Origin of the sequence: Ensifer sp. Root142 (assembly GCF_001426785.1) — a bacterium.
Taxonomy (GTDB): domain Bacteria; phylum Pseudomonadota; class Alphaproteobacteria; order Rhizobiales; family Rhizobiaceae; genus Ensifer; species Ensifer canadensis.
Genome location: NZ_LMFK01000002.1, coordinates 21,241 through 43,910, shown reverse-complemented (window position 1 = coordinate 43,910; position 22,670 = coordinate 21,241). Strand labels below are relative to the sequence as shown.

At 58.5% G+C, this 22,670-nt stretch carries 21 protein-coding genes and 3 pseudogenes; 7 read left to right on the top strand and 17 right to left on the bottom strand.

Translation table 11 applies throughout. The features are described 5' to 3' along the window. The 3 pseudogenes from ASD52_RS39735 to ASD52_RS36850 form a co-directional block, all read right to left on the bottom strand. A pseudogene (locus ASD52_RS39735) lies at positions 1–480 on the bottom strand (membrane assembly protein AsmA); the annotation flags it as partial. An 18-nt stretch (positions 481–498) separates the two neighbouring features. Next, positions 499–961: pseudogene (locus tag ASD52_RS39730) on the bottom strand (membrane assembly protein AsmA); the annotation flags it as partial. A gap of 186 nt (positions 962–1,147) precedes the next feature. Further along, a pseudogene (locus tag ASD52_RS36850) lies at positions 1,148–1,576 on the bottom strand (transposase); the annotation flags it as partial. On the opposite strand from ASD52_RS36850, the gene ASD52_RS05070 reads away from it, so the two are divergent. From ASD52_RS05070 to ASD52_RS05060, 3 genes are all read left to right on the top strand, one after another. Beyond that, on the top strand, positions 1,550–2,341 hold the full coding sequence (locus ASD52_RS05070) for an ornithine cyclodeaminase family protein (RefSeq protein ID WP_244497432.1): 792 nt from the start codon (positions 1,550–1,552) through the stop codon (positions 2,339–2,341). The pseudogene ASD52_RS36850 and the gene ASD52_RS05070 overlap by 27 nt on opposite strands. Before the next feature lie 672 nt (positions 2,342–3,013). After that, positions 3,014–3,478 (top strand): mobile mystery protein A, encoded by a 465-nt coding sequence (locus tag ASD52_RS05065; RefSeq protein WP_025429754.1) that lies wholly within the window; start codon positions 3,014–3,016, stop codon positions 3,476–3,478. Between the two features lie 4 nt (positions 3,479–3,482). After that, on the top strand, positions 3,483–4,076 hold the full coding sequence (locus ASD52_RS05060) for a mobile mystery protein B (protein WP_057223480.1): 594 nt from the start codon (positions 3,483–3,485) through the stop codon (positions 4,074–4,076). A 625-nt stretch (positions 4,077–4,701) separates the two neighbouring features. Here ASD52_RS05060 and ASD52_RS05055 read toward each other — a convergent pair. From ASD52_RS05055 to ASD52_RS05010, 10 genes are all read right to left on the bottom strand, one after another. Further along, positions 4,702–4,980: a type IV secretory system conjugative DNA transfer family protein gene (locus ASD52_RS05055; protein WP_025429757.1), complete on the bottom strand. Its 279-nt coding sequence runs from the start codon at positions 4,978–4,980 to the stop codon at positions 4,702–4,704. 152 nt (positions 4,981–5,132) lie between these two features. Continuing rightward, on the bottom strand, positions 5,133–6,290 hold the full coding sequence (locus tag ASD52_RS05050; RefSeq protein ID WP_057223680.1) for an iron-containing alcohol dehydrogenase: 1,158 nt from the start codon (positions 6,288–6,290) through the stop codon (positions 5,133–5,135). Positions 6,291–6,328: 38 nt separating this feature from the next. After that, positions 6,329–6,628, bottom strand: coding sequence for a putative quinol monooxygenase (locus tag ASD52_RS05045; RefSeq protein WP_057213325.1), 300 nt, complete (start codon positions 6,626–6,628; stop codon positions 6,329–6,331). 3 nt (positions 6,629–6,631) lie between these two features. After that, positions 6,632–7,237 (bottom strand): glycerol-3-phosphate responsive antiterminator, encoded by a 606-nt coding sequence (locus tag ASD52_RS05040; RefSeq protein WP_198956874.1) that lies wholly within the window; start codon positions 7,235–7,237, stop codon positions 6,632–6,634. Positions 7,238–7,241: 4 nt separating this feature from the next. After that, the gene (locus tag ASD52_RS05035; protein WP_057223478.1) at positions 7,242–8,792 is read right to left on the bottom strand and encodes an FAD-binding oxidoreductase; all 1,551 of its coding nucleotides are present in this window, start codon (positions 8,790–8,792) and stop codon (positions 7,242–7,244) included. Between the two features lie 2 nt (positions 8,793–8,794). Next, positions 8,795–10,474: a glycerol-3-phosphate dehydrogenase/oxidase gene (locus ASD52_RS05030; protein WP_025429762.1), complete on the bottom strand. Its 1,680-nt coding sequence runs from the start codon at positions 10,472–10,474 to the stop codon at positions 8,795–8,797. Positions 10,475–10,541: 67 nt separating this feature from the next. After that, positions 10,542–12,065, bottom strand: a complete 1,524-nt coding sequence (locus ASD52_RS05025; RefSeq protein WP_025429763.1) for an FGGY family carbohydrate kinase — start codon at positions 12,063–12,065, stop codon at positions 10,542–10,544. Positions 12,066–12,079: 14 nt separating this feature from the next. Beyond that, positions 12,080–13,495 carry an MFS transporter gene (locus tag ASD52_RS05020; protein WP_057223476.1) on the bottom strand — a complete coding sequence of 472 codons (1,416 nt, stop codon included), beginning with the start codon at positions 13,493–13,495 and terminating at the stop codon, positions 12,080–12,082. A 269-nt stretch (positions 13,496–13,764) separates the two neighbouring features. Next, positions 13,765–14,097: a helix-turn-helix transcriptional regulator gene (locus ASD52_RS05015; protein ID WP_051509262.1), complete on the bottom strand. Its 333-nt coding sequence runs from the start codon at positions 14,095–14,097 to the stop codon at positions 13,765–13,767. 25 nt (positions 14,098–14,122) lie between these two features. Then, positions 14,123–15,016, bottom strand: a complete 894-nt coding sequence (locus ASD52_RS05010; protein ID WP_025429766.1) for a LysR family transcriptional regulator — start codon at positions 15,014–15,016, stop codon at positions 14,123–14,125. Between the two features lie 101 nt (positions 15,017–15,117). Here ASD52_RS05010 and ASD52_RS05005 point away from each other — a divergent pair, with 101 nt between their 5' ends. The 3 genes from ASD52_RS05005 (at position 15,118) to ASD52_RS04995 (ending at position 17,662) form a co-directional block, all read left to right on the top strand. Then, on the top strand, positions 15,118–16,419 hold the full coding sequence (locus ASD52_RS05005) for an MFS transporter (protein WP_082571730.1): 1,302 nt from the start codon (positions 15,118–15,120) through the stop codon (positions 16,417–16,419). An 89-nt stretch (positions 16,420–16,508) separates the two neighbouring features. Continuing rightward, entirely contained in the window at positions 16,509–16,898 is a 390-nt protein-coding gene (locus ASD52_RS05000) for a hypothetical protein (protein WP_057223474.1), read from the top strand. A gap of 347 nt (positions 16,899–17,245) precedes the next feature. Beyond that, a complete protein-coding gene (locus tag ASD52_RS04995) occupies positions 17,246–17,662 on the top strand; it encodes a YciI family protein (RefSeq protein WP_057223472.1) in 417 nt (138 codons plus the stop codon). A 259-nt stretch (positions 17,663–17,921) separates the two neighbouring features. Here the strand turns inward: ASD52_RS04995 and ASD52_RS36845 are convergent, their stop codons facing one another. From ASD52_RS36845 to ASD52_RS04975, 4 genes are all read right to left on the bottom strand, one after another. Next, entirely contained in the window at positions 17,922–18,272 is a 351-nt protein-coding gene (locus tag ASD52_RS36845; protein WP_082571729.1) for a DUF3088 domain-containing protein, read from the bottom strand. Between the two features lie 120 nt (positions 18,273–18,392). Then, positions 18,393–18,782 carry a thioesterase family protein gene (locus ASD52_RS04985; RefSeq protein ID WP_192434042.1) on the bottom strand — a complete coding sequence of 130 codons (390 nt, stop codon included), beginning with the start codon at positions 18,780–18,782 and terminating at the stop codon, positions 18,393–18,395. Positions 18,783–18,821: 39 nt separating this feature from the next. Next, positions 18,822–20,078: a glycerate kinase gene (locus tag ASD52_RS04980; protein WP_025429772.1), complete on the bottom strand. Its 1,257-nt coding sequence runs from the start codon at positions 20,076–20,078 to the stop codon at positions 18,822–18,824. Positions 20,079–20,383: 305 nt separating this feature from the next. After that, positions 20,384–21,484, bottom strand: coding sequence for a LacI family DNA-binding transcriptional regulator (locus tag ASD52_RS04975; RefSeq protein WP_244445441.1), 1,101 nt, complete (start codon positions 21,482–21,484; stop codon positions 20,384–20,386). Positions 21,485–21,660: 176 nt separating this feature from the next. Here ASD52_RS04975 and ASD52_RS04970 point away from each other — a divergent pair, with 176 nt between their 5' ends. Then, positions 21,661–22,581: a transporter substrate-binding domain-containing protein gene (locus tag ASD52_RS04970; RefSeq protein ID WP_244445442.1), complete on the top strand. Its 921-nt coding sequence runs from the start codon at positions 21,661–21,663 to the stop codon at positions 22,579–22,581. Positions 22,582–22,670 lie beyond the last annotated feature (89 nt).

Sequence of the window (22,670 nt, the reverse complement as noted above, 5' to 3'; positions counted from 1 at the left end):
CTGCAAACCCGTCGAAGCGCCCGACTTCTCCGATTTCGCGTTGGGTTGCGACGAAGCCGAGGTAGTAGCCTCAAGAAATGCGCTCAGGTCCAACCGGTCAGCGTCGATGTCAGCGAGAAACCGCGGGCGATTGCCGGGTATGAAGAGTGCGTCGAGGCCAAGAGCCTCGTCTCCAACAAGCAATTTGCCGCCGCGGATCTGGTAGCTGCCATTGGTGTTGAGGGCGACTTGTCCGGTGGCCTCGAATGCGGAGAGCCCGGGGACGGGGGCGGGATCCGCCTCGAAGGAAAGGCTCAGGTCAGCTGGCTGTCGTTCAAGCAACGGGCGCACGGAGGAGATCGCGAGCGTCATCTGGTAGCGCCGTTCCTCGATACGGGCGCTCGCCGAAAGGGAAAGTTGATCGTCGATGTCGGGTACTGCGAGTGAAAGGTCGATATCGGTTATGACCTGCTTCGCACCGGCAGTGCTTTGCTGTCTCAAAGTGCCACTGACAACCGNGATCGTCGATGTCGGGTACTGCGAGTGAAAGGTCGATATCGGTTATGACCTGCTTCGCACCGGCAGTGCTTTGCTGTCTCAAAGTGCCACTGACAACCGTGACCGAGTCGATTGCACTTCGCTCCAGGAAAGTGACAAGCGCGGCAAGCGGATCGCCTGGTTTGGCTCGGCCCAGCTTGCCGCCTTCTGTGGGCGATGCTTTGCCTGTCTTCTCGTGCAATGTGAGGATCGGCTGAACCAGCCTGATCTCCTTGATGTGCAAGCGATCCGACCAGAGGGAGGAGAGTGTCACTGAGCCCGCAACCTCTCCGATTTCGGCTGTGACGCCCGCTTCTTCGCTCGAGAGCACGACAGTTTCGGCAACCACCGCCATATGTGGGAATACGGACAGCCTGACGGGGCCGTTCAAGGCAATTGAGCTGCCTGTTGCAGTCGAGAGCTTTCGGCTGAGTTCGGCGCGCATCCATTCGCTCGAAACGAAGCTGGGCAAGACGAGGATGGAGGCGGCAATGAGCGCACCGAACGCGAGAAAGCCAAGGAAGAATCGCATTATATGTCCCCGTCGCAAATACAACTGATTCGCTATCGTTTTCCGGGGTGAAAAGATTTGCAACTGCCGGTGGACTTGTCCGGCATTCCTAAGAAACACTCAGGCGGGCGTTGACGCGGGCTGTAGTGTGTAGCCAAGCGACCTTGCCCTTCGTTCGAGATTGTTGAGGGCGCGTCGACGGTAACTCTCCTCGTAATAGGAGGCTCCCGGATCACTGTATTCCATCCCGTGCCGCAGCGTGTTGTAGAACAAGACGGCGATTTTGCGGGCGGTTGCGGTGACCGCCTTGGCCTTGCCAACACGTGCGGACCAACGCCGATAGAATGCGCCCAGCGCGGTCTCAGTGCGCCCGACCGCAACCGCGGCAAGCCGCAGTAGCGCCGCGGCCCGGCTGCCAGATCGTCGGGTTCGTGAGGACAACACCTTGCCGCCGGAGATTTTGTTGCTTGGCGAGAGGCATAGCCAGGAGGTGAAGTGCTTGGCATTCGGTCAGGCCGAGAGATCGGTCCCGCACTCTGCGACCAATTTGTCGAAGATCACTTTCTTGGCGTGAAGCTGGTGACCATCATGCCGGGTAACATGAAGCGTAGGCTGCCTGCTGTCGTATCGACATACATGCTCTACGACGCCGTTACGGGCGAGCAATTGGCGCTCATGGACGGAAACACGCTGACGAGCCGGCGCACTGTGGCAACATCGGCGCTTGCGGCCAAATATCTCTCGCGAGAGGACGCCTCATCGCTTGTCATTCTAGGCGCTGGGCGCGTGGGAAGCCTAATCGCGGACGCCTATGTAGCTGTACGACCGGTTCGGCGCATCGTCATCTGGGACATCCATCACGAACAAGCCGATCGTCTCGACTCCTCCCTGCGAGACCGTGGCCTTCCCGCTGAATCGACGGCGGACATTAAAACCGCAATCGAAGCAGCTGACATCGTCAGCGCCGCAACGCTTGCAACTGCGCCCGTCATTCGAGGCGAGTGGCTAAAACCTGGCGCTCACGTCGATCTCGTCGGGGCCTTTACCCCAGATATGCTAGAGGCAGATGATGAAGTGATGCGTCGCTCGTCTATCTACATCGATAGCACGGTCGCGGTTGAGGAAGCAGGAGAACTTATCAAGCCCCTTGCCGCCGGTGTGATTGGACATAACGCCCTCCTGGGGACATTGACAGATCTTTGTCGCAACAACGAGTTCGCACGCACGAACCCGGACCAGATCACCTGTTTCAAGAGTGTGGGCTCCGGGCTTGCCGATCTTGCTGCAGCCCAGCTGGTTTACCAGCTTGCCTAGGCGGCTTCGCTATAGGGCATGCACTTAGTCGCGCGGGCCTGCCCCGATGGAGGGGCATGCCCAAGGAAGCATACGGACATCCGTTAAAACCCGGCAAGCTGTCGACTACCATGCTGCCTCTCCTCAATTCGCGACKAGGTCGCGAACACTTAAAAGTGGCATGCCGGTTTCAGGGCTCGGCGCAAGGTCTCATCGATCACCTCTCTAGCGGCGGTGCTTCTCCAACGACAGCTTGGCCGATTGTCCATCGCTCGAAACTCGCGGCTATCTGGACCTAGCTGCTGAGCTATTGCGCATATATTTGTAATCGCTCTAACTCCCGCTGAATACTTTTAAATGCTCAATTCGGATATCATTGCTCATTTTTATATGCTATTTTCTTCGAAAATGGACATAAATATATGAACAAAAAACAAGCGNAGGTCGCGAACACTTAAAAGTGGCATGCCGGTTTCAGGGCTCGGCGCAAGGTCTCATCGATCACCTCTCTAGCGGCGGTGCTTCTCCAACGACAGCTTGTGCTCGAAACTCGCGGCTGTCTGGACCTAGCTGCTGAGCTATTGCGCATATATTTGTGATCGCTGTAACTCGCGCTGAATACTTTTAAATGCTCAATTCGGATATCATTGCTCATTTTTATATGCTATTTTCTTCGAAAATGGACATAAATATATGAACAAAAAACAAGCGGCCCTCGCTCGAAAACAGTTGGAACGACGTCTGGCGCCGGTGCGAGACCTAGAGCTCATTTCGCCGCCACGTGGTTGGATGAAGGCCATCCGCGAGGCCCTCGGCATGACTACGCGCCAGCTCGCCATGCGCATGGGTGCCGCTCCGTCCCGCATACCGGCAATCGAGAAGGCTGAAGTTTCGGGAGCGACAACGATCAGGACGCTACGGGAAGCGGCCGCGGCAATGAATTGCACCTTTGTCTACGCTTTCGTGCCGATCAAGCCGCTTGACGATATCCTTCGCGAGCGCGCGGCCGAAAAGGTCGGTGAGGAGATGACGCGACTCGATCATACGATGCGTCTGGAAAACCAGGCGTTGATCAAGTCGGACCTGGAGGACGAACGTCGCCGGCTTATCGACGCTTTGCTTGCAGACGCTGGGCGACGCCTGTGGGAAGAGGATTGACTCTATGGAGGAGGGCCCTCTTTTCCACGACGACGATGAAGCAAATACGCCGCTAACCGCTGAGGAACGGGAACAGCTCATTCCCTCCTACATCACCTTGCGGCACGAATTGAACGAGGCCGAGCAAGTTAACATCGGCGAAGGCTTGCGATGGGCGACGTCGCGAAAAAGGGACCCGCTCGACCAGGAATTCCTCAGTGAGTTGCACCGCCGCATGTTTGGGGACGTTTGGCATTGGGCTGGCCATTACCGGACAACACCTAGAAACATCGGCGTCGATCCCTATCGCATTGCAATGGATGTCAGGCAGGTGGCTGACGACGTGCGCTATTGGGTCGAACACGAGACCTTTCCACCCGACGAGATCGCTGTCCGGTTCAGCCACAGGCTAGTGGTAATCCATCCCTTCCCAAACGGAAACGGCCGATTTTCTCGCCTGGCGGGCGATCTGCTCGGGCGCCAGCTTGGACGACCGCCATTTAGCTGGGGCCGGGCAAATCTGGTCGATGCGGGCAAGACCCGAGCCCATTATGTTGCTGCACTTCGGGCGGCCGATAACCACGATATCGGACCCTTGCTGGAGTTCGCGCGCTCATGAGTTTTTCGAAAATGGTAGGTGAGCTTCTCAAGCTGGAAGCGAGAAAGGACTGACATGAAGACATTCACGCAGTCGCAGTTGCAGGCCATTGTGGATGCGGAGCGCTCCTCCCCCGAGTGAGGGATGGCGACGAAATCACGCATATCAAAAGCGGCCCGCAGCTGGGCTGCGGACCGATCTTCGGACAAGTCCTCAGAGCACGCGAACGTTGCGCGCGCTCCATTGCAATGAGGGCCGGACAAGCCCTTGTTCAAATCGTTGGCCACGCCCCAACGATCAAGCGGAATGACTTGCCGGGCCTAGGCTTGCCGGATCCCGGCCGTTGGCCGCCGCGATGCTGATCCTCCGAAACGAGGCTCTTAACCGGTCAAGCCNATCAAGCGGAATGACTTGCCGGGCCTAGGCTTGCCGGATCCCGGCCGTTGGCCGCCGCGATGCTGATCCTCCGAAACGAGGCTCTTAACCGGTCAAGCCACGCGCGAACTGGCTCTGGCCGCGAGGCTGCCGGCGCCTGGTGCGTTCTTTTTTGCTGGCCTCTCGAGGACAGCATTCCGGCGATGTCACGGCCGATGATATCTCGGACCTACAAGGAACAAAAGTTGGCGACGCCGGTCTGTCCCGTCATTCATGACGGATCATACGGGCCTGTGATTTCCGGGTCGTCGTAATATCGAAGCTTCTTGGCCCAGGCCGGCCGCTGCCCCTGTCTCAGCAGGATCATCCTGCCTTCCGGTACGCGCATGATCTCATCCGCGTTGATGAGGTCACTAGGCGAGATGTGTTCGGACGACGAGTTCTTGCCTTCGCTCCATGGCCGGGTGATGTAATTGACATCCGTCTTGCCGACCCTGCGCGCGATCAGCTCGGCCGTCTCGATATCGTTGACGCCGAAAACCTGTAGCACGCCAGGTGGCTGACCGTATTCATCTGGTCCAAAATCTCAGGGCGGCGATCAAGGAGAACTTCGGAAGCTCGCGTCAGGAGCTTTGCGACTGCGCATTTTTTCGATCACTTCGCTTCTCGAGAAAATCGAATTTCTAGGCTTCGAAGTAACTGCTAAAAAGCAGCCTCATAGATCGCCAGCGCGTTAGCTTCGGTAACATCTCGAGGGTTGTTCACGAGCAAACGGGTCTGCTTCATCGCCTCGCGCGCAAGCATAGGTAAGGCATGTCTTGGAATGCCCACCTCCCGCAGTGTCCGTGGAATGTTCAGCTCTCTGCCAAGCTGATCGAGCGCATCGATGAAGGCAGTCGCCCGCGTTTCGAAGGGCAGTTGCGCCAAATCAGGGAAAGCGTAAGCCGCAATTTCAGCGTACGCATTTGCCGCCCGCGGAAGATTGAAACGAAGCACATGCGTTAGTACCAATGCGTTGGAGAGCCCGTGAGGTACGTGAAAATGCCCGCCGATTGGATAGGCTAGCGCATGCACGGCAGCGACCGGCGAGTTAGCAAAGGCTTGTCCTGCAAGCAGCGAACCGAGAAGCATCGCGCCGCGTGCCACAGTATTATGACCATTGAATACAGCTTCGCGAATGTGGGCACCAAGCAATTGCAGTGCCTGTTTGGACAGGCCGCTGGAGATCGGATTGTTCGTGGGGGAAGCAGACGCATAGGATTCGATGGCATGCACCATAGCGTCGATGCCAGACGCCGCGGTCACCGTTGGCGGCAGGCCAAGTGTCAGTTCGGCGTCGAGAATCGCAATGTCCGGAAGCAAGAGTGGGGAGACAACTCCCTTCTTTTCAGCTCCGTTGGTCGTTATGATCGCGATCGGCGTAACTTCGGAACCGGTGCCGGCTGTGGTCGGCACAAGAACCAGCGGCATGCGCGGTCCCTTCGCAACGTTTACCCCGAATACCTCGTTGAGCGACTGGCCGGTCTTGGCGACCAGTGACGCCACCTTGGCCACGTCCATCGGCGAGCCCCCTCCGATAGCAATCACGCCGGTTGCCCCCCACGCCGTGATGAAGGCCGCGAGATCCTGGACGTTGCATTCTGGTGGGTCGACAGCGATGTCATCGAAAATAGCGACCTCAATTCCGGCTTTCGCGAACGATGCCAGCGCGGGATCGATGAGGCCAAGGCGGCGCAGCCCCCTGTCAGTCACGAGCACGACACGTGGACCAAGCGTCAGTCCAACAATCTCGGCGATGCGCGCATTGGCGCCCGCCTCAAAAACAATTGATTTGGCGGTATTGAAGACAAAGTTTTTCATGATGGTCATTCCATTCGTGTAGACTTGGTCACTGACCGTCAGCGCGAACACACAAATCCCTTGACGTTTCGTGTCTCGAGCATTGGCACGATCTTCTCCAATGCAATCGTTTGGAAATGCGCGCTGCAGCGGTGAGCGCCGAAGGCAGCTTCATCGACGTATTCTTCGAGAATCGCGAAATGATCGGTGTTCTCCGGCGACCGATAAAACGCGTAGGCGATGTTCCCACTCTCGGCTCGGCTGGCCATCGCCAATTCGTGAAGTCTGGCCTCCACAGCATCGCCACAACCGGGTTTGGAGTGATAGTACGCGATTACCTGATAAAAAGTTTTGGGCATGTCCTACCTTTGGCGACCATGAGGTGGCATCTTCGAACGCTTGAAATTCCAGATCGCCTTGTTACTTGAAGAGACGGCGACCGCACCGCGCGATAGAGCGGTCTCGACGTCGGCCTCGTTACAGACGAAGCCGGATGCTACGATCGGCGGCAGCTTCCGCTTCTCATCCATCCCTAAGTAGTCGAGCATCGGCGAGGGCATCAGCTGCACCAGGTTGGGGGCGCTTTGCGCAATCGCTTTAACACTACGAGGCCAGGTGGAGCGGTCTGTCACAAAGACCTTTTGCATGGTGAGAAGGCCGCATTGCGCAGCCTTCTGGATTGTTGGGACGCGGGTCGAAAGCAAAATCGAAATGCCTATGTCGGCAAGGAATTCGATGGCTCCTTTGTCCTGTGACAGGCCCTCGCAACTGTCGATGTTCAGAACGATCAGCTTGTTGCTTTTCTTAAGTGCACTCAGCACCTCCGCAACATGTCGCAAAGCGATGTTGGCGACGATGCCTACCTCCGCCTTGCTGTCCAGAAAAGCCTGAACATTATCGACACCATATAGCGTTGCCATGACTGGCGCCCGCAAAAGCCGCTCGCCGATCGTCCTGTCCAATGTCATTCCGTTAATTCCCGTCTCTTGGCATGTCGAGCGAAAGTCCGAGCTTGCCGGGGTTGAGCAGATTGTCCGGATCGAGTGCCTGCTTCACGGTCTCCAGTAGCGGAAATGCTGATCCCAATGCGTCCTTCATATAGGGCGCTCGCAGCATCCCAACGCCGTGATGATGGCTCAATGCCGCACCATATTTGATGAGTACAGCGTTGGCAGCATCCCATGCAGCTCGATACCACTCGGCGCGTTTTTCCACGCCCACGTCGCCGCGCAGCGAAAAGTAGAGGCAGGCACCATCGACATAGGCATGCGACTGGTGCGCCGAACCAGCAAGTGTGCCCGGGACTGCGTTAATGGCGGCAACAACCTCGTCGTAGATTGCGGGAAGATCACGCCAGCAGCCGGTCATTTCCAGCGTATCTGCAACAAAGCCTCGGCTGCGCTTGAAGCCCTCGGCGCTCTTGCCGGTGAGATAACGCGTATCGAGCCACTTCTCGAAGATAGTATCGCCATCGAGCTTGTCACCGAGTTCGGCGCACACTTTTTCGCTGATCGCCATCACGGCATCGACCATTTCCTTCGCGCCTTCATCGGCAATCAGCAGCACGTTGCTTTCCGGCAAACCGAACTGCACACCGCTTTCCAGCTCGTCATAAAGACGCAACGCTGCCGGATTGGCGCCGCCCTGCATGATACGGCGGCAGGCTTCCAGACCGATGGCAAAGCTCTTGAAGCCAAATGCGATGGCGCGGGCATAGTCCGGCAGGCGATGCAGTTTCAGGCGCGCCCTTACGATGATGCCGAGCGTGCCTTCCGAACCGATGAAGAGCTGCTGCAGATCCGGCCCGACGGCCGCGCGGGCATAGTTTCCGACGGTCACCAGCGAACCGTCGGCCAGCACGACTTCCATGCCGTAGACCATGTCTTCAATCTTGCCGTAGCGAGTGGAAAGCTGGCCCGCGCCGCGGCAGGCGATCCAGCCTCCGACAGTGCTGATACCGAACGAGGATGGCCAATGTCCCATGGTCATGCCGTAGTCGCGCTGGATGGTTTCCTCAAAAATATCGCCGAACATGCCAGCTTCAACTTCAACGATCTGGCTATCGGGATCGAAGCTTACAAGGCGATTGAGTGCGCAGACATCGAGCACGATGCCGCCGCGCAGAGGCAGGGCCGCGCCCGTGACGTTGGAGCGCCCGGCAGAAACCGTGACCGGCACCTTGGCTTCATGCGCAAGGTGCATGACAGCCTGCACCTGCTCAACCGTCGAAACACGGACGAACACGCCATCAACCGTCGCAGGCTTTCCACTCGTTTCCGCGATCATCGTACGGGCCCACCAGTCCCGAGTGTTCACGACGAGATCATCCCGCTCGGTCATAACCTCGTCTGCAATCTCGCGCAGTTTCTTCACGAGAGCAGCTTCGACTGAAACGGCATTCTGAGCCAGATCGGCCTTGGTGCCAATTTCGGTGATGTTACCGGCATAGTGCGGTTGGGTCGGGGCACCGACGACATAATTTCCGCGATTGTAACCGCGCTTGATGGCTTCCTTGCTGATCATGTTCAGTTCGCTCCTGTGAGAATGGACTTTTCTTTTTCGGTCGCGGCAATATAGGCTGCGACCTGTTGGTCGATTTCGGCCTGGGGAAGACCAAGTTCCTCCCCCAGCAAGGCGCCCACCTTCGCGGCCGCGCGGGCCGAGGCATCGCGCGCCATCAGACGGGCACGCATACGGCGCGAAAGCACGTCGTCGATTGTCCGGGCAAGCTCGTGCCGCGCGGCGTAGACGACTTCGCCGCCGGTATAGGGCAAGCCATTCACAACCGGCTTGGCCAGTTCCGGGCGCGCCGCGATCAGATCGCTCACAAAGCGCGCTTCCGTGCCGTAACGCTCGCCCAGATGCGCCTCCATACCGCCAGACGCCACGATTGCTTGCGCGTCATAGCCGGCAGCGCCCAACAGAAATGCCTTCTTCGTGGTACAGCGGCGGCGGTCGCCGAGAACTCTCGCGGCGGCGTCCACCGTCTGTTCGGCCATATGGCGAGAGGTCGTCAGCTTGCCGCCCACGATCGTGACGAGGCCGTCAGGCGCAACATGCACGGAATGGTCGCGTTTGACGTCCATGGTGCTGCCACCTGATGAAGCGGCCACCAGCGGGCGGCACCCGGCAATGCTGCCGACGACATCGTCCGGCGTCAGGTCAATATTGAGCGCGCTGCAGGCGCCTTCGATCAGGAAATCGAGTTCGCGACGCGTGCAATGCACGTCGTCAAGATCTCCCTGGTAATCCTCGTCGGTCGTTCCGAGATAGGAGACATTGCCCCAGCGCGTGATTGTCGCACGGCGGCTGCGACCCGGCACCGGCACCGTTACAGTGCAGTCATTGCGAATCTTCAACCAAGGGATCGCCACGTGAACGCCTTTGGCTGGGCGCACATGCAACGGCTTTTCGCCGTCCTTGCCAAGCCCCATCCAGTCTCGTAGCCACACCCCCGTCGCCATGATGACGGTCTTGGCGTGCACCCTAATTTCCTTGCCCTCAACGGTGTGAACGATTGCACCGTCGACCCGCCCCGAACTGCGGGTAATCTCGGCGACCTTCGAGTGGTTGAGAACCGTAGCTCCATGGAAGCCGGCAGAGCGGGCAAGCGCCAGCGTCAAGCGTGCATCATCAACGCGGGCATCGAAGTACATGAGCCCACCGCGCAGATATTCGTCCTTGAAAGTCGGGCAATGCGCCAGCACTTCGGCGGCGGTCAGCTTCTGGTGCAGAATGCCTTCGCGCCAGCCTCCAGCCAGGTCATATGTCCAGAGTAACCCTTCAAACGCCTTGGCGAAGCGCGCATCGAACACGCCATCCCGTTCAAGAATAGGGAACAGAAAAGGCAAGCGCTGAACCAGATGGCCTGCATTACGCCTGAGGCGCTGGCGTTCAAGCAGAGAATGGCGCACGAGCCCAAGATTACCCTGTTCGATATAGCGCAAGCCGCCATGCACCATCTTGGATGATTTTGACGATGTACCTGATGCAAAATCATCTTTCTCGATCAGCGCGACACGAAAGCCGCGCAGACTTGCATCGAAGGCACAGTAGGCACCGGTCACGCCGCCGCCTACGATCAGAATATCGTAGGTTTCAGCGGCAAGACGGTCTTCCTGTTCCGACCGGTTCAACCTTAGTGGTTCGGTGCGGATCATCCGGGCGCGTTCCTTGTCCGCGCGCCGGGAGCGCAGATTCAGCATTTCAACTCCTGTTGGAGCGCATTCCGAAAAGTGTGATCGTTCCTCGGAAAAATGCGCGTTAAAAAAACTAGCGGTAGTGACCGGATTGAACGCGTGCGACTTCCTCATCCGTAAGGGAATGCCATCGGGCTCGACGGTCCTGTCTTTCCGCTTCGCTGGCCTTGGGGATGAAAAGATTGCCTTCGGGTAGCGTGGCGCGAGCCTCCGCAAGGTCGCTCCAGAGCAATCCCTCGCTGCCAGCCAGAAACGCGGTGCCACGTAGGCTGGCACGATCCTGATCCGCCATGCGCCGCACCGGAACCCCGCTCAGATCAGCCTGTAGCTGCAGCAGCGCATCACTCGAGGAAAGCCCTCCGCCAGCCACTACTTCCCGAACCGGAACGCCTGCTACCTCCGAGCTCGCCTCAGCACAGGAAACAACCGAATGTGCAATGCCCTCCAGAATGGCATGCGCGAGATGCGCCCGGCTGTGGGCCAAAGAAAGCCCGGTCAGCGATGCTCTGCCATCCGGCACGATGTTCGGCTGGCGCAATCCCGTCAGCGTCGGCATAAAGAAGAGACCATCGGAAGACGAAACCGTCGAAGCCAGTTCGCTAACCTCTTTGGCATTCTCGAACCAGCGCATTTCATTGCAAAGCCAGTTGAGCGCCGATCCGGTCGTGGCGGCATAGGTCTCGACCGCGAAATGCGAGAGATTGTCGCTCCGCCAGGCCGTCATGGTGAACGTCGCCTCATAGAGACCGGGATTTTTGGGCGTCTGCTTTCCGATCACAAGATCGACGAAACTGCCCGTACCGTGCACGCACATGGCCAGACCGGCATCGTGGCAGCCAAGACCGACAAGTCCGCCCAACTGGTCGCCGCACGACGCCTTGATCGGCACGCGAATACCCAGGACTTCCTTTCTCGTGTAGCCGAAATCATCGGCGTCCTGCTTCAGTTCAGGCAACAGTTCCACCGGAAAGCCCTGCGCCTCTATCCAGTCGGTGAAATAGCGATGCTCACCGAGGACATAGGCGCCGGCGGATGTGGCGTTGGTCGGTGTTGTGACGGCTTTCCGTTCTTCAGACAGGTTCCAAAGCAGCCAGCTGTCGACAGTGCCGAAGGCAAGCCTTCTTGCCTTCCATGCCTCACGCACGGCGGGCGTCTTTTGCATATGGCGCGCAGCCCATAGATAGATCGCTCGTCCACCAACCGGGCGCCCTGCGAGCGCCACGAGTTTCGCATCCCAGACAGCTCCAAGCGGCTTCAGCTCGTCGGCATAGCGGGAATCCTGCCAGACCATGGCTGGAACCAGCGCCCGGCCGGACTCGGTATCCCACAAAACACCGGTTGCGCGTTGCGTGGCGATTGCTATTGCTGCAATTTCTAGGCCCGTATCTCGAGCCGCGGCAATCGTTTTGCCGCATACGTCGATGGTCTTTTGCAGAAGAACATCAGCGTCCTGCTCCACTACGTTGTGACGCGGCGAAGATACGGCAAGCGTAGTGTAGTTGACGGCGGAGACCGAACCGTCGGCCGCGACAAGCGCGGCCCGGGTTCCGGACGTTCCTTCGTCAATGGCCAGAATGACCTGTCTGCGTCCGTTCACATTCCCCTCCCTTGTTACTTGTCGCCTTCGAACTGTGGTGCATCCGGTTCGGCGTCCGGGCTGACCGTGGTGCGGGTCGGATCCCATTGAATGACCGAGCAGATGATGCAGGCAATCAGCGGAACCACCGAAAGGATCAGGAAGGTCGTGCCGAGACCATAGGTCTCACGGAAGATCGGGAAGACCAGCAAGCCGAGGGCCGCCCCCATGGCGCCAAGCGCACCGATAACGCCGTTGGCACCTGCGCGCAGCTCGCTGCGGAACGACAGCGACGACAGGCTCTTGCCATTTGCGCCTGGACCACCGGAGTGGAAAAGGATGAACAGCGAAGGCACGATGATCGCGAGCCAGATCGGCATAGTGTCGTGGAACATGCCCATGATGACCAGCATGACGAAAACCGCACCAAAGCCGATGGCCGAAGCCTTGCGAAGGCCGAGTACGCGGCCGATGACCGGCGAAGAGAAGCCGCCGATGATGCCGAATACGTTGAACACCAGCGTACCCGTCATGGCATAGAGGAAATCCTTGCCGAAGAGCGCTGCACTGATGAGCGGCAAGTACCAGCCCACGGCAAAATACTGAATCGACTGTCCGATCTGGACGGTCGCGGCAAGAATGGTGCGCGGCAGATAGATGCCACGGAAAATCAGGGCGACATTGGCAATGCCGCGACGGGCCTGATTCAGAACCGGCAAACGGTCTTCGGGCACGGCAGCAATGAAATCACGATGATAGATGCGGGTCATCGCGCGGGCAGCCTCTTCCAGCCGCTCCTTGCGGGCAAGCCAGATCGGGCTTTCAACCATGAACACCAGTTGCAGCATCATGATCGCAAAAGCAAAGACGCCGGTTGCAGCGACGGAATAGCGCCAGATCGAGTCGCCCACGTCCCAGCTGTAAAACAGCATGGCGAGAAGCACATTTGTGCACACGGCGGTGTACCAGATGCCCTGCCAGGTATTGAGGCGACTGCGCAGGCGCGCCGGCGTGAATTCGGCAAGCACAGCCATGGCGATAGCAAAATCGATACCGTAGGCGGCGCCAACAAAGAACCGTCCCAGAAGGATGACTTCATAGGAGTGGGCCGTCATCACCAGTACCGCCCCAATGAGCGCGATCAATTTTGCGAGGATCAGCGGGCGCATGCGGCCCCAGCGGTCGGCCATCCAGCCACCGATCGGATTGAACGCAATCGACACCCACGAGGCGAAGGACGTCATCAGAGCGACCTGCGCCGCATCCAATCCTAGATCGCGTGTCATTGGTCCAAGACCGGCACTCAGGGCAGAATTGGCAAAGGCATCAAGGAACAGGCCACCGAGGGCGAGCCACCAGATAACACCGGCGCGGCCTCGAATACCGTCATTCGCATCAATGTGGGAAATAATATCTGGTACGCCCCTAAGGGCTATCTTGCTTCCGTGCATTACGGCGTCCTCCCAACGTCGCTATGACATCTGCAAGAGGACACTTTGCCAGGAACCAGACACAGTAAGACCATCTTGCAGATAGTCTTACATCTTTAGTCTGCAAGCGGAATAGAACGCGTCTCGATTGCTTTGTCAAGCGACTACAGATTCAGCCAAACAAATTCATGCGTCGACGGATGCTTTCGCCAGTGTGAACGATATGGCGACGATGTTGCCGCAACAAAATCGCATAATGTATCAAGGGGAACGCACTTGTTCGCGCAGAATTAGCTACGCGACTTTGCAGCAACGACAGCTTCTGCCTGAATCACGCACATCTCGATTTCGTGCTTGGACATGCCGTTGGCCGCGTTTGCGAACCGCTCGATATAGGCCGACAGCTGTGGGTCTTGGGAGCTGGTCAGAGCTACGCCCAGTAGCCAGTTGGGTGATGTGCCAAGGGAATCCGCGATTCTAACCAGCGTAGCCAAGTCGGGCTCTCGGCGACCCGACGCGTAGTGTGCATAACGGCGTTCATCAAGTCCCACTCGCCGCGCTGCTTCAGCGTTCGAAGGCCGATGCCACTGTACCGCCGGTAACGAGAGCAATGGCACCCGCAGCTGCGCGTCGTTGGCGATTCGTTCACTAGATTCGCTCGCCAGCCAACCGGTTCACCAGCATTTCGACGAAGAGCCGGGTTCGAGCGGGAGTTTCGATACTATTCGGCCAGACTGCACTGATCTGTATTGGCGGCGGCTCGTGTTTGCAAAGAAGCACTTCAAGGCGACCTTCATCGATGTCCTTGCGGACCTGCCATAATGGCGCGAGGCCGATGCCGGCGCCGTGCAGCACGGCGGCATTGGCTGCCGCGGCATCGTTGCATCGCAGGGTTCCCTGCACGGGCGTTCGCACCACAGCGCCATTGACTGTGAGTGGCCAGGCAGCGCCTTCGGGGCCGAACGTGCGAACGACGCACAGATGCGTAGACAGATCTGAGGGTGCATGCGGGTAGCCGTGGCGCGCCAGATAGGCAGGAGCCGCAACGACGACGCGACGCAACTGCCCGACCTTTCTCGATCGAAGACTTGCTGCTCCCAGGTCGCCGATCCGAACGGCAACGTCGAGGCGGTCACCGATTAGATCTGCTGCGGTGTCATTCAGGACCAGGTCGATCTCCACCTCGGGAAACTTGTGAAGAAACGCAACGGCGGTTGGGATGACGAAGGTCGGCGCAAACAGGATGGATGCGCCGATCCTGAACACGCCGCTAACCCGAGATGTCTCCAGGCTCGCTTCGGCTCGTGCGTCCTCGATGTCCTTGAGTGCCGACCCGAGCCGTCGGTAGAAGGCGAGCCCGGCCGGTGTGGGATGCAGGCGTCGTGTCGTTCGTCGTACGAGTTCGATCCCGAGTTCACCCTCCAGCGTTGCCAGCGCGCGGCTGACCGACTGAAGCGACCGGTTCAGGCGCTTCGCGGCAGCCGTGAGGCTGCCCTGCTCGATGGTTTCCACGAATGCTTCGTACTGCTCGAGGCTGGCCATATTATCACTTTAAGCGGAAGAGTTATTCAAATACAGCGGCGATTATCACAGCTGAGGCAAGACTGCAAAATGGCGCACGGAATCATTTGTGAAAGAGCGCTATGCTATCTCAATCCCCCACAAAGCCAGAACAAGATGGTGATGAACCGGCATCCGAGATTTCCGGCACGCTCACGCTGCTGTTCGCCGCTGCAGTCGGAGTTGTTGTTCTCAGTCTCTACTCCTCGCAATCCTTGCTCGGGCCTATCGGCGCGTCCTTCGGTCTGGATGCAAGCGAGGCAGGCTTGGTCACCACGCTCACTCTGTTGGGTTATGCGAGCGGCCTGTTCTTGCTTGTTCCTCTCACTGACCTCGCCGAGAACAGAACCGTGATCGTCGCTACCTTGGCGGTCGATGTCGCCGCCCTCGTCGCGGTGGCCTGCGCCCCTACGCCCTCGTTATTCCTTGCAGCCTGTTACGTCGCTGGCGTGACAACGAGTGCGATACAGATGCTCGTGCCCGTTGCCGCACAGCTTAGTTCGGAAGCGCAACGCGGCCAGGTTGTTGGGAATGTGATGAGTGGACTCATGATCGGGATACTGCTGTCCCGTCCAGCGGCCAGCATGGTGGCTGAGCTTGCGGGCTGGCGATGGTTCTATGGCGTGGTCGCGGCCATGGTCGCAACTTTGACGACCGTTCTGATGTTCGTGATTCCCCGCCATCGTCCTCCCGCCCCCACGACATATCTCCAACTGATTGGCTCCATGTGGACTATCCTACGGGAGGAACCGCTCTTGCAGCGACGCGCGGTCTGCCAGGCACTTTGCATGGGCGCGTTCGGAGTCTTTTGGACCGCCGTCGCGCTACGACTTGCCGTACCTCCCTTTTCCTTGGGTCAGACAGGGATCGCACTCTTTGCTCTGGCCGGCGCAGCCGGCGCCGTCGTGGCTCCAATCGCGGGACGCGCGGGCGACCGTGGCTGGACGTGGGGCGCTACGATCCTTGCGGACTTGGCTGTGGTCGCCGCCATGGTGTTGGCCGAGGTTGGAGGCGACGCGCTGGTCCGCGGAACGACGGCAATTTCGTCGAACGTTGCCTTGGCGATTCTCGTGGCGGCGGCAGTCTTGTTGGATTTCGGAGTGATAGGTGACCAAACATTGGGCCGGCGTGCCATAAACTTTTTGCGGCCGGAAGCGCGGGGACGCGTAAATGGCCTGTTCACGGGCTTGTTCTTCCTCGGGGCGGCGGCCGGGTCGGGCTCGGCGGGCATCACGTGGGTGCACTTTGGGTGGCCTGGTATCTGCACGGTGGGCGCAGCTTTTGGCAGTGCGGCGTTGGTTACTTCTCTCTCTGAGCGCTCCAGAACAATAGCGCCTAATCAGAATAGCGGCTCGGATACCACTCCGGAACAGTCGGCCACATGATCCCATGCTCTCGCGAATCCTTGCGCTGTGCGACGCCGGCCGGTGTCCGTCACCTGCATCATCCATTCTTGCAACCAGGAGGTCCTGTCATGACCAATGTCGTTTTTCTCGCGCAGTTCTGGGGCTGGCTGACCTTGATCGTCGCCGCGGTGTTCTTCCTCCGTCCGGACCAGCTTCGCCAGGTGAAGTTGCTCATGATCCAGAACCGTGGCTTCTCGCTTGCTTACGGCTTTATGTCCCTGATACTCGGAATTATGTCGGTCGTGCTATACAATCGATGGTCGTTGTCGTGGACCGTAATTGTAAGTCTGTTTGGTTGGCTTGCGCTGTTGAAGGGGGTATACGTGCTTGCTTTCAACGAGATCTCCGAAAAGCCTTCGCTTGAAGCTCGTCTCGCCTCAACCCGTATCGCGCTTGTGATCGTGGGGTTGCTCGGGCTATTTATGATCGCCGCGAGCATGACCACGCCGGCTGGATGAGAATGGGTCACTCGCCGTGGCGAGATGGCTCCGCTCGATAGCAGACAAGTGCTATCTTGTTGCCGTCTGGGTCTCTGACATGGGCGCAGTAGAACCCAAACTAAGTGTCGCTGCCGGCGGGTCGCAGCACTCGTTGCATCGACAGCTGGCAGGATGCCGGCCCTCCTTAGAGCGCTCGCGGGTTTAGATCATGAAGGTGGACTTCCGCGTGGTTGAATGGGCTCAACCTCGCGGCCGCGAAAATAATTTCGGTGCCGTGTCTGTTCTCGGCATCCCCGTTCGTCATGTTGACAGGGCCACCCGCGATGACATGGTGTCACGCACGGACCGCCCGAATGGGGAGACCGATGAAGGTCATGGTGATTGGCAAGGCGACCATTGAGTCCGAAGCCGGCGTCATACCGTCCGCCGAGTTGATGGAAGCAATGGGCAAGTACAACGAGGAATTGATCAAAGCCGGCATCCTGCTGGCCGCCGAGGGCCTAAAACCGTCCTCGGCCGCGGTGCGCGTGCACTACGACGGCATCAACCGCACCGTCACCGACGGGCCTTTCGCCGAGACTAAGGAGTTGATCGCCGGCTTCATGCTGTGGCAGGTCCGCAGCATGGAAGAGGCCGTCGAATGGGTGAAGAAGTCCCCGATGCCGGGCGAGGTCGACATCCGACCGCTCTTCGAGATTGAGGACTTTGCTGAATGGGACACGAACGGCAAATTCGCTGCCGGGCTACAGACGCGACGCGACCAGGTCGCGGACAAGAGCTGAGCCTTCAGCATTGACCACTCAGAAGGGAGCTCGGAATGACCATCCATATTTACTGACTTTTGTGAATCCCCACAGACCCTAGTAAACGGAATAGCCGTTTAGTAGCTAACCAACTTTCATGTCTGCGGATTTGCCGGCGGCAAGGCAGAACCGCCGGAAGCCGAAGACCTTGATCAACACCGGGTTCGACCTCATTCGCCGAAAGCCCGAGTTCACCACGTCGACGATAGAATTGGGCATCAAACCTGAGCCCCACAGCCTATGGATGTGGATTGGGGAAGCCATGCCGTTCGGATAGGGCGGCAAGGATCTTGTCCTTTTCGGAAATGAACGCTCTTCCTTGAAAGACATCGGTTTGATGCTTCGATGTTTCGCCGTCCGCCAGCACAAGCAGCGGTAGGGACTGATTCATGTCTCCTACCAGAGCAACGACGGGCAATCGCGGACGAGGCCACGCAACCCGTTCAACATCGATCTTTCGCGCTAAATCAGGAAACGAGGCCAGGACTCCCTCCATGAGGGCACAATGCCAACAGTAAAATTGCTGGCCCGGATAGGCGGGATCTTCGAAACCTGGTCGAAGCAGAAACAGTCTGTCTTTTTCTGTCATTTCGGCAGATACCTGAACCTACAGGACATCGCCGGATCACAGCTCATACTGCAATGGCGCGATGTGCGCGATCCTCGTGACGACCGTTTCTTCGCACCGGATAGGCTTGGGCAACGACCGCTAGGCCGCAACCTGCGAAGCGAGTGAGTTCCTCATCCAGTCAGGCCATGCACGAGGTCGATGATCTTCTTTGCTGACATGGACGAGGCTGACGCGCGCTGCGAACTTCGGTGCGTCGTCGATGGCGCCGGCGATCGAAAGATGGATACTCGACGTTCCGATCCGTTCAACCAGCAAATCGAATTGCAGTATCTCCCCCAGGCGACACGGCGCACGGAAATCGACCTGAAGCGAGGCCACCGGGATGGCGCTTTGCATCTCGACGTGGATTTTGGCGAAGTCAACGCCAACGACGCCGGCGAACCAATCTTCGACGGTGGCATTGATCATTTCAACATAGCGCGGGTAGAAAACGATCCCGGCCGGATCGCAGTGCTGGAAGCGGATCAATTCTTGTCTTCGGAACATCGCTCTCTCCGTGGCGAACCGCTATGATATGAGAATCGCGCGGAAGTCGTTGACATTCGTGCCAGTCGGTCCGCACACGAAGAGATCACCGACCGCCGCGAAGGCGGACCAGGCGTCGTTCTTCATAAGGTGGTCGTCGGCGCGGACCCCATGGGACAGCATGCGATCAACGCACCTGCTGTCTGCAAAGGCGCCGGCATTATCCTCGCTTCCGTCGATGCCATCCGTGTCTGCGGCAAGCGCGTGGATGCGTTTAGTCCCCAGTATGTTCAGGGCGAAGGAGAGGAGAAATTCGGTGTTGCGCCCGCCCTTGCCGTTTCCCTTTACGGTCACTGTAGTCTCGCCTCCCGACAGCAGGACGACTGGGCGTTCGAACGGCCTGCCGTTGTGTTCGATCTCCCGCGCAATCGCGGCGTGGAAGGCGCCTGCCTCGCGAGCCTCTCCCTCAAGAGAGTCCGACAGTATTACTGCTCGTAAGCCCTTGCTTGCGGCGGCAGCGGCCGCCGCCTCCAACGATACCTTCGCCGATGCGACGACGTGCACTGAATTTCGCTCGAAAACCGGATCGGTCGGCTCCGGAGCCTGCCTTGCCGATTGCAGATGGCGGATAACGTTCTCTGGAAGATCGATCCTGTACCGATCAATCATGGCCATCGCGTCGCTCGAGTTCCCAGCACTCGGGATTGTTGGTCCGGAAGACACCAGAGAAGGATCGTCTCCAGGTATGTCGGAAACGATGAGCGTGACCACCTTCGCGGGATGCGCGGCGGCGGCCAGCCGACCACCTTTGATCCGCGAGAACTGCTTTCGGATCGCGTTCATGGCCGAGATGGGCGCCCCCGATTTCAGAAGAGCCTCGTTCAACGCAATTTCATCAGAGAGCTCGAATCCATCGGGCGGAGCCGGCAACAGAGCCGATCCTCCGCCGCACACGAGGGCGATGACAAGGTCGTCTGCGGTCAGGCCCCGAACCAGTTCGAGCAGCCGTTCGGACGCCCGCAATCCCGCGGCGTCGGGTACCGGGTGCGAAGCCTCTAACACCTCGATATGATCGCAAGCAACACCGTAGCCATACCGTGTCACCACTGCGCCCTCGAGCCTACCCGGCCAGATTTGTTCCAGGGTTCGGGCTAGCTGCGCGGAACCCTTTCCTGCGCCGACGACGATTGTTCGGCCCCGTGGAACTTCGGGCAGGAAAGGACGGAGGCAGTGGTTCGGATTGGCAGCTTCTACCGCTGCTTCGAAGAGGGTCACGAGAAGTGCTCTGTGGTCCTGCATTGCTTGACTTTCACGAAGTGGGTTAGGGGTTGTAGCCTGCGTACGTTTCAACGATGTCGGACTCGACCACGCCGGCTGCTGCGAGTGGAAGCGTCGCGAGCTCCGGCACGCCCGCGAGGGAGCTGCCTCGACGATCTGAAAGGCGCCAGGCTCATCGCCCCGGTGCCAAATCTGCCTTGTGAAGCCGATGCTATAGAGAGGGCACGCTCGGGCGCGCCCAGAGGGACCATTGGCTCGAAGTCGGCCTCGAAACACTTCTCCGTCAGGCGTCGAGAGATGACGAGGAACTGCACGATCGAACCGTCCTATCTGGCTATAGGGGCTGTGCTGGCACGAACTACTAGTCGAAGCGGAAGCTCGCGCTGGCGCATATGTTGGCGTTGGGCATCCGTGGCGAGCAGATAGTCTCCAGCCATCATACCCATTTCGCGGGCGGGCACTTCTACTGTAGTCAGATCTGGCGTAGTCAGTTCAGCGATCTCAAGATTGTCGAAGCCAAGCACCGAGATATCGGCTGGAACGGCGATGTTGTTTTCATGGCAGTACTTGATGACGCCGGCGGCGATGATGTCGCTTCCGCAGAAGACTGCGGTCGGCCGTTCGGGCCTTTCCATGAGGCGTTTCATGGCGTTGCGGCCACCCTCGATCTTGTAGGCGGACTCTAGAACCGGGGCGTCCGATTTCGCGATCCCCTGCTTTTCCAGTTCCGCGATGAAGCCGTCACGCCGCGCCGCCGCCCTGTCGTTGTTCTCCGTAATGCCGGCGATCATCGCAAGTTTCGTGTGACCGAGATCGAGGAGGTATCTGGCCGCCATCCGGCCCGCCTTTTCATTGTCAAATCCTACGGCGGCGCCTACGTCGGTGGAGGCAGATGTGTAGGTAAAGACGTAAGCAATTTTTCTCTGCTCCAGCAGTGCTATCGTCTCTTTGCGATGGATGGAACCGACCAGGATCATCGATTCAACACCACGCTCAACCAGCAAGCGCACTTGCTCCCACTCCATGTCGATGTCGTAGAAAGAAGTGCTGATTATTATAGACACGTCCTTCTCGGCCAGCCGAGCCTGCAGGCTGTTGACCATGGTCGCATAGATCGCGTGATCGAGCGTGGGGATCACCGCCCCGACAAGGCGCGACTTCATCGACCGCAATGCTCGGGCGGAGCCATTGGGAACATAGCCAAGGTCAGCTGCTGCTTTCAGAACCCGCTCGCGCACACCGAGGTTAACGGTAGGATTGTTGTTCAACACACGCGACACCGTTGCGGGCGAGCAACCTGCCCGTTTGGCCACGTCAACCAGTTTTGCGTCCAGCTCCAAGTGTGTCTCCTCATTGCGCATTTGAGAAATCGATTTATCGCAGCTTTGGCTCAGAGGTTCAACCGTCAAAATTTCGAGGGATGCCAAAATTTGTATCTTTTCGTGAGGAACCCAATGAATCGTTTGACCGAAAATGACCAATTTTGGAGGGAAGGGCCGTGCATTTGCGGGTTTTCTTTGCGCAATGTTAGGAAAATCGTTGACGGCTCCGGTCTTCAGAAGACGGCCGCTTCCAGCAAGTCATTTCAAAATTGGTCTTGACAGTGTCGATATGGATTGAGAAAACGATTTCACGAACGTCGTTGAGGAGCGCGTTCATAATCCAGATCACGCTTTGTCGTCCGCCGATCATGGCGGGCCGATCGTGTCGTTTTTTCGAAGCTCGGGAGAGGCTTATGAAGGGTATTTCCAAATTTATCGCAGCAACCGTGTTTGCCTGCGCAGCCGCGGCGTGTGCGCATGCACAGTCGGTCAACGAGATCATATCAAGCGGCAAGGTCCGCATCGGCGTCAATGCGGGTGCTCCGCCGTTCAGCATGATTGACGGCAGCGGTGCGACCGTTGGCTACGACGTCGATGCGGCCAATCTCATTGCGAAGCATCTTGGAGTGAAGGCGGAGATCGTTCCGTTCACCACGGCTGCGCGCATTCCGGCGCTGGAAGCAAACAAGGTCGACATTGTTGTCGCCACACTGTCACCAACCCCGGCTCGTGCCCAGACCGTGATGTTCACGATGCCCTATAGCACCTTCCAACTCGTCATTTTGGGCGCGAAGGACGCCACTTTCGCAAAGCTCGAAGATCTCGCCGACAAGAAGATCGGCGTCTCCCGCGGCACGCCGCAGGAGGCTGCCCTCGACAAAATGGCGCCTGAGGGGGCTGTCGTTACGCGCTTTGAAGACGACTCAACGACGATGCAAGCTCTCATCTCTCAGCAGGTTGACGCCATCGCCATTCCGGAAACCGTGTATGGCGAACTGAAGAAGGCGCGCCCAGACATTGCGTTTGATCCGAAATTCACCCTGTTTAATCAGTACATGTCGATTGCCGTACGTAAGGACGCTTTCGAACTTCGCCAATGGCTAAATACGACGCTCTCCTTCATCAAACAGAGCGGTGAGCTCGACGACATCTCGGTCAAATGGACCGGAAAGAAGCTACCGCCGACCATGCCCGTCTTCTGACAATCGAGGCGAGCGGCGATTGATAAACGCGTCGCTCTGCCGCCCGTTTCGGTGGAGGCTTGCTTTGTTCTTCGATCTTCAATTCGCTC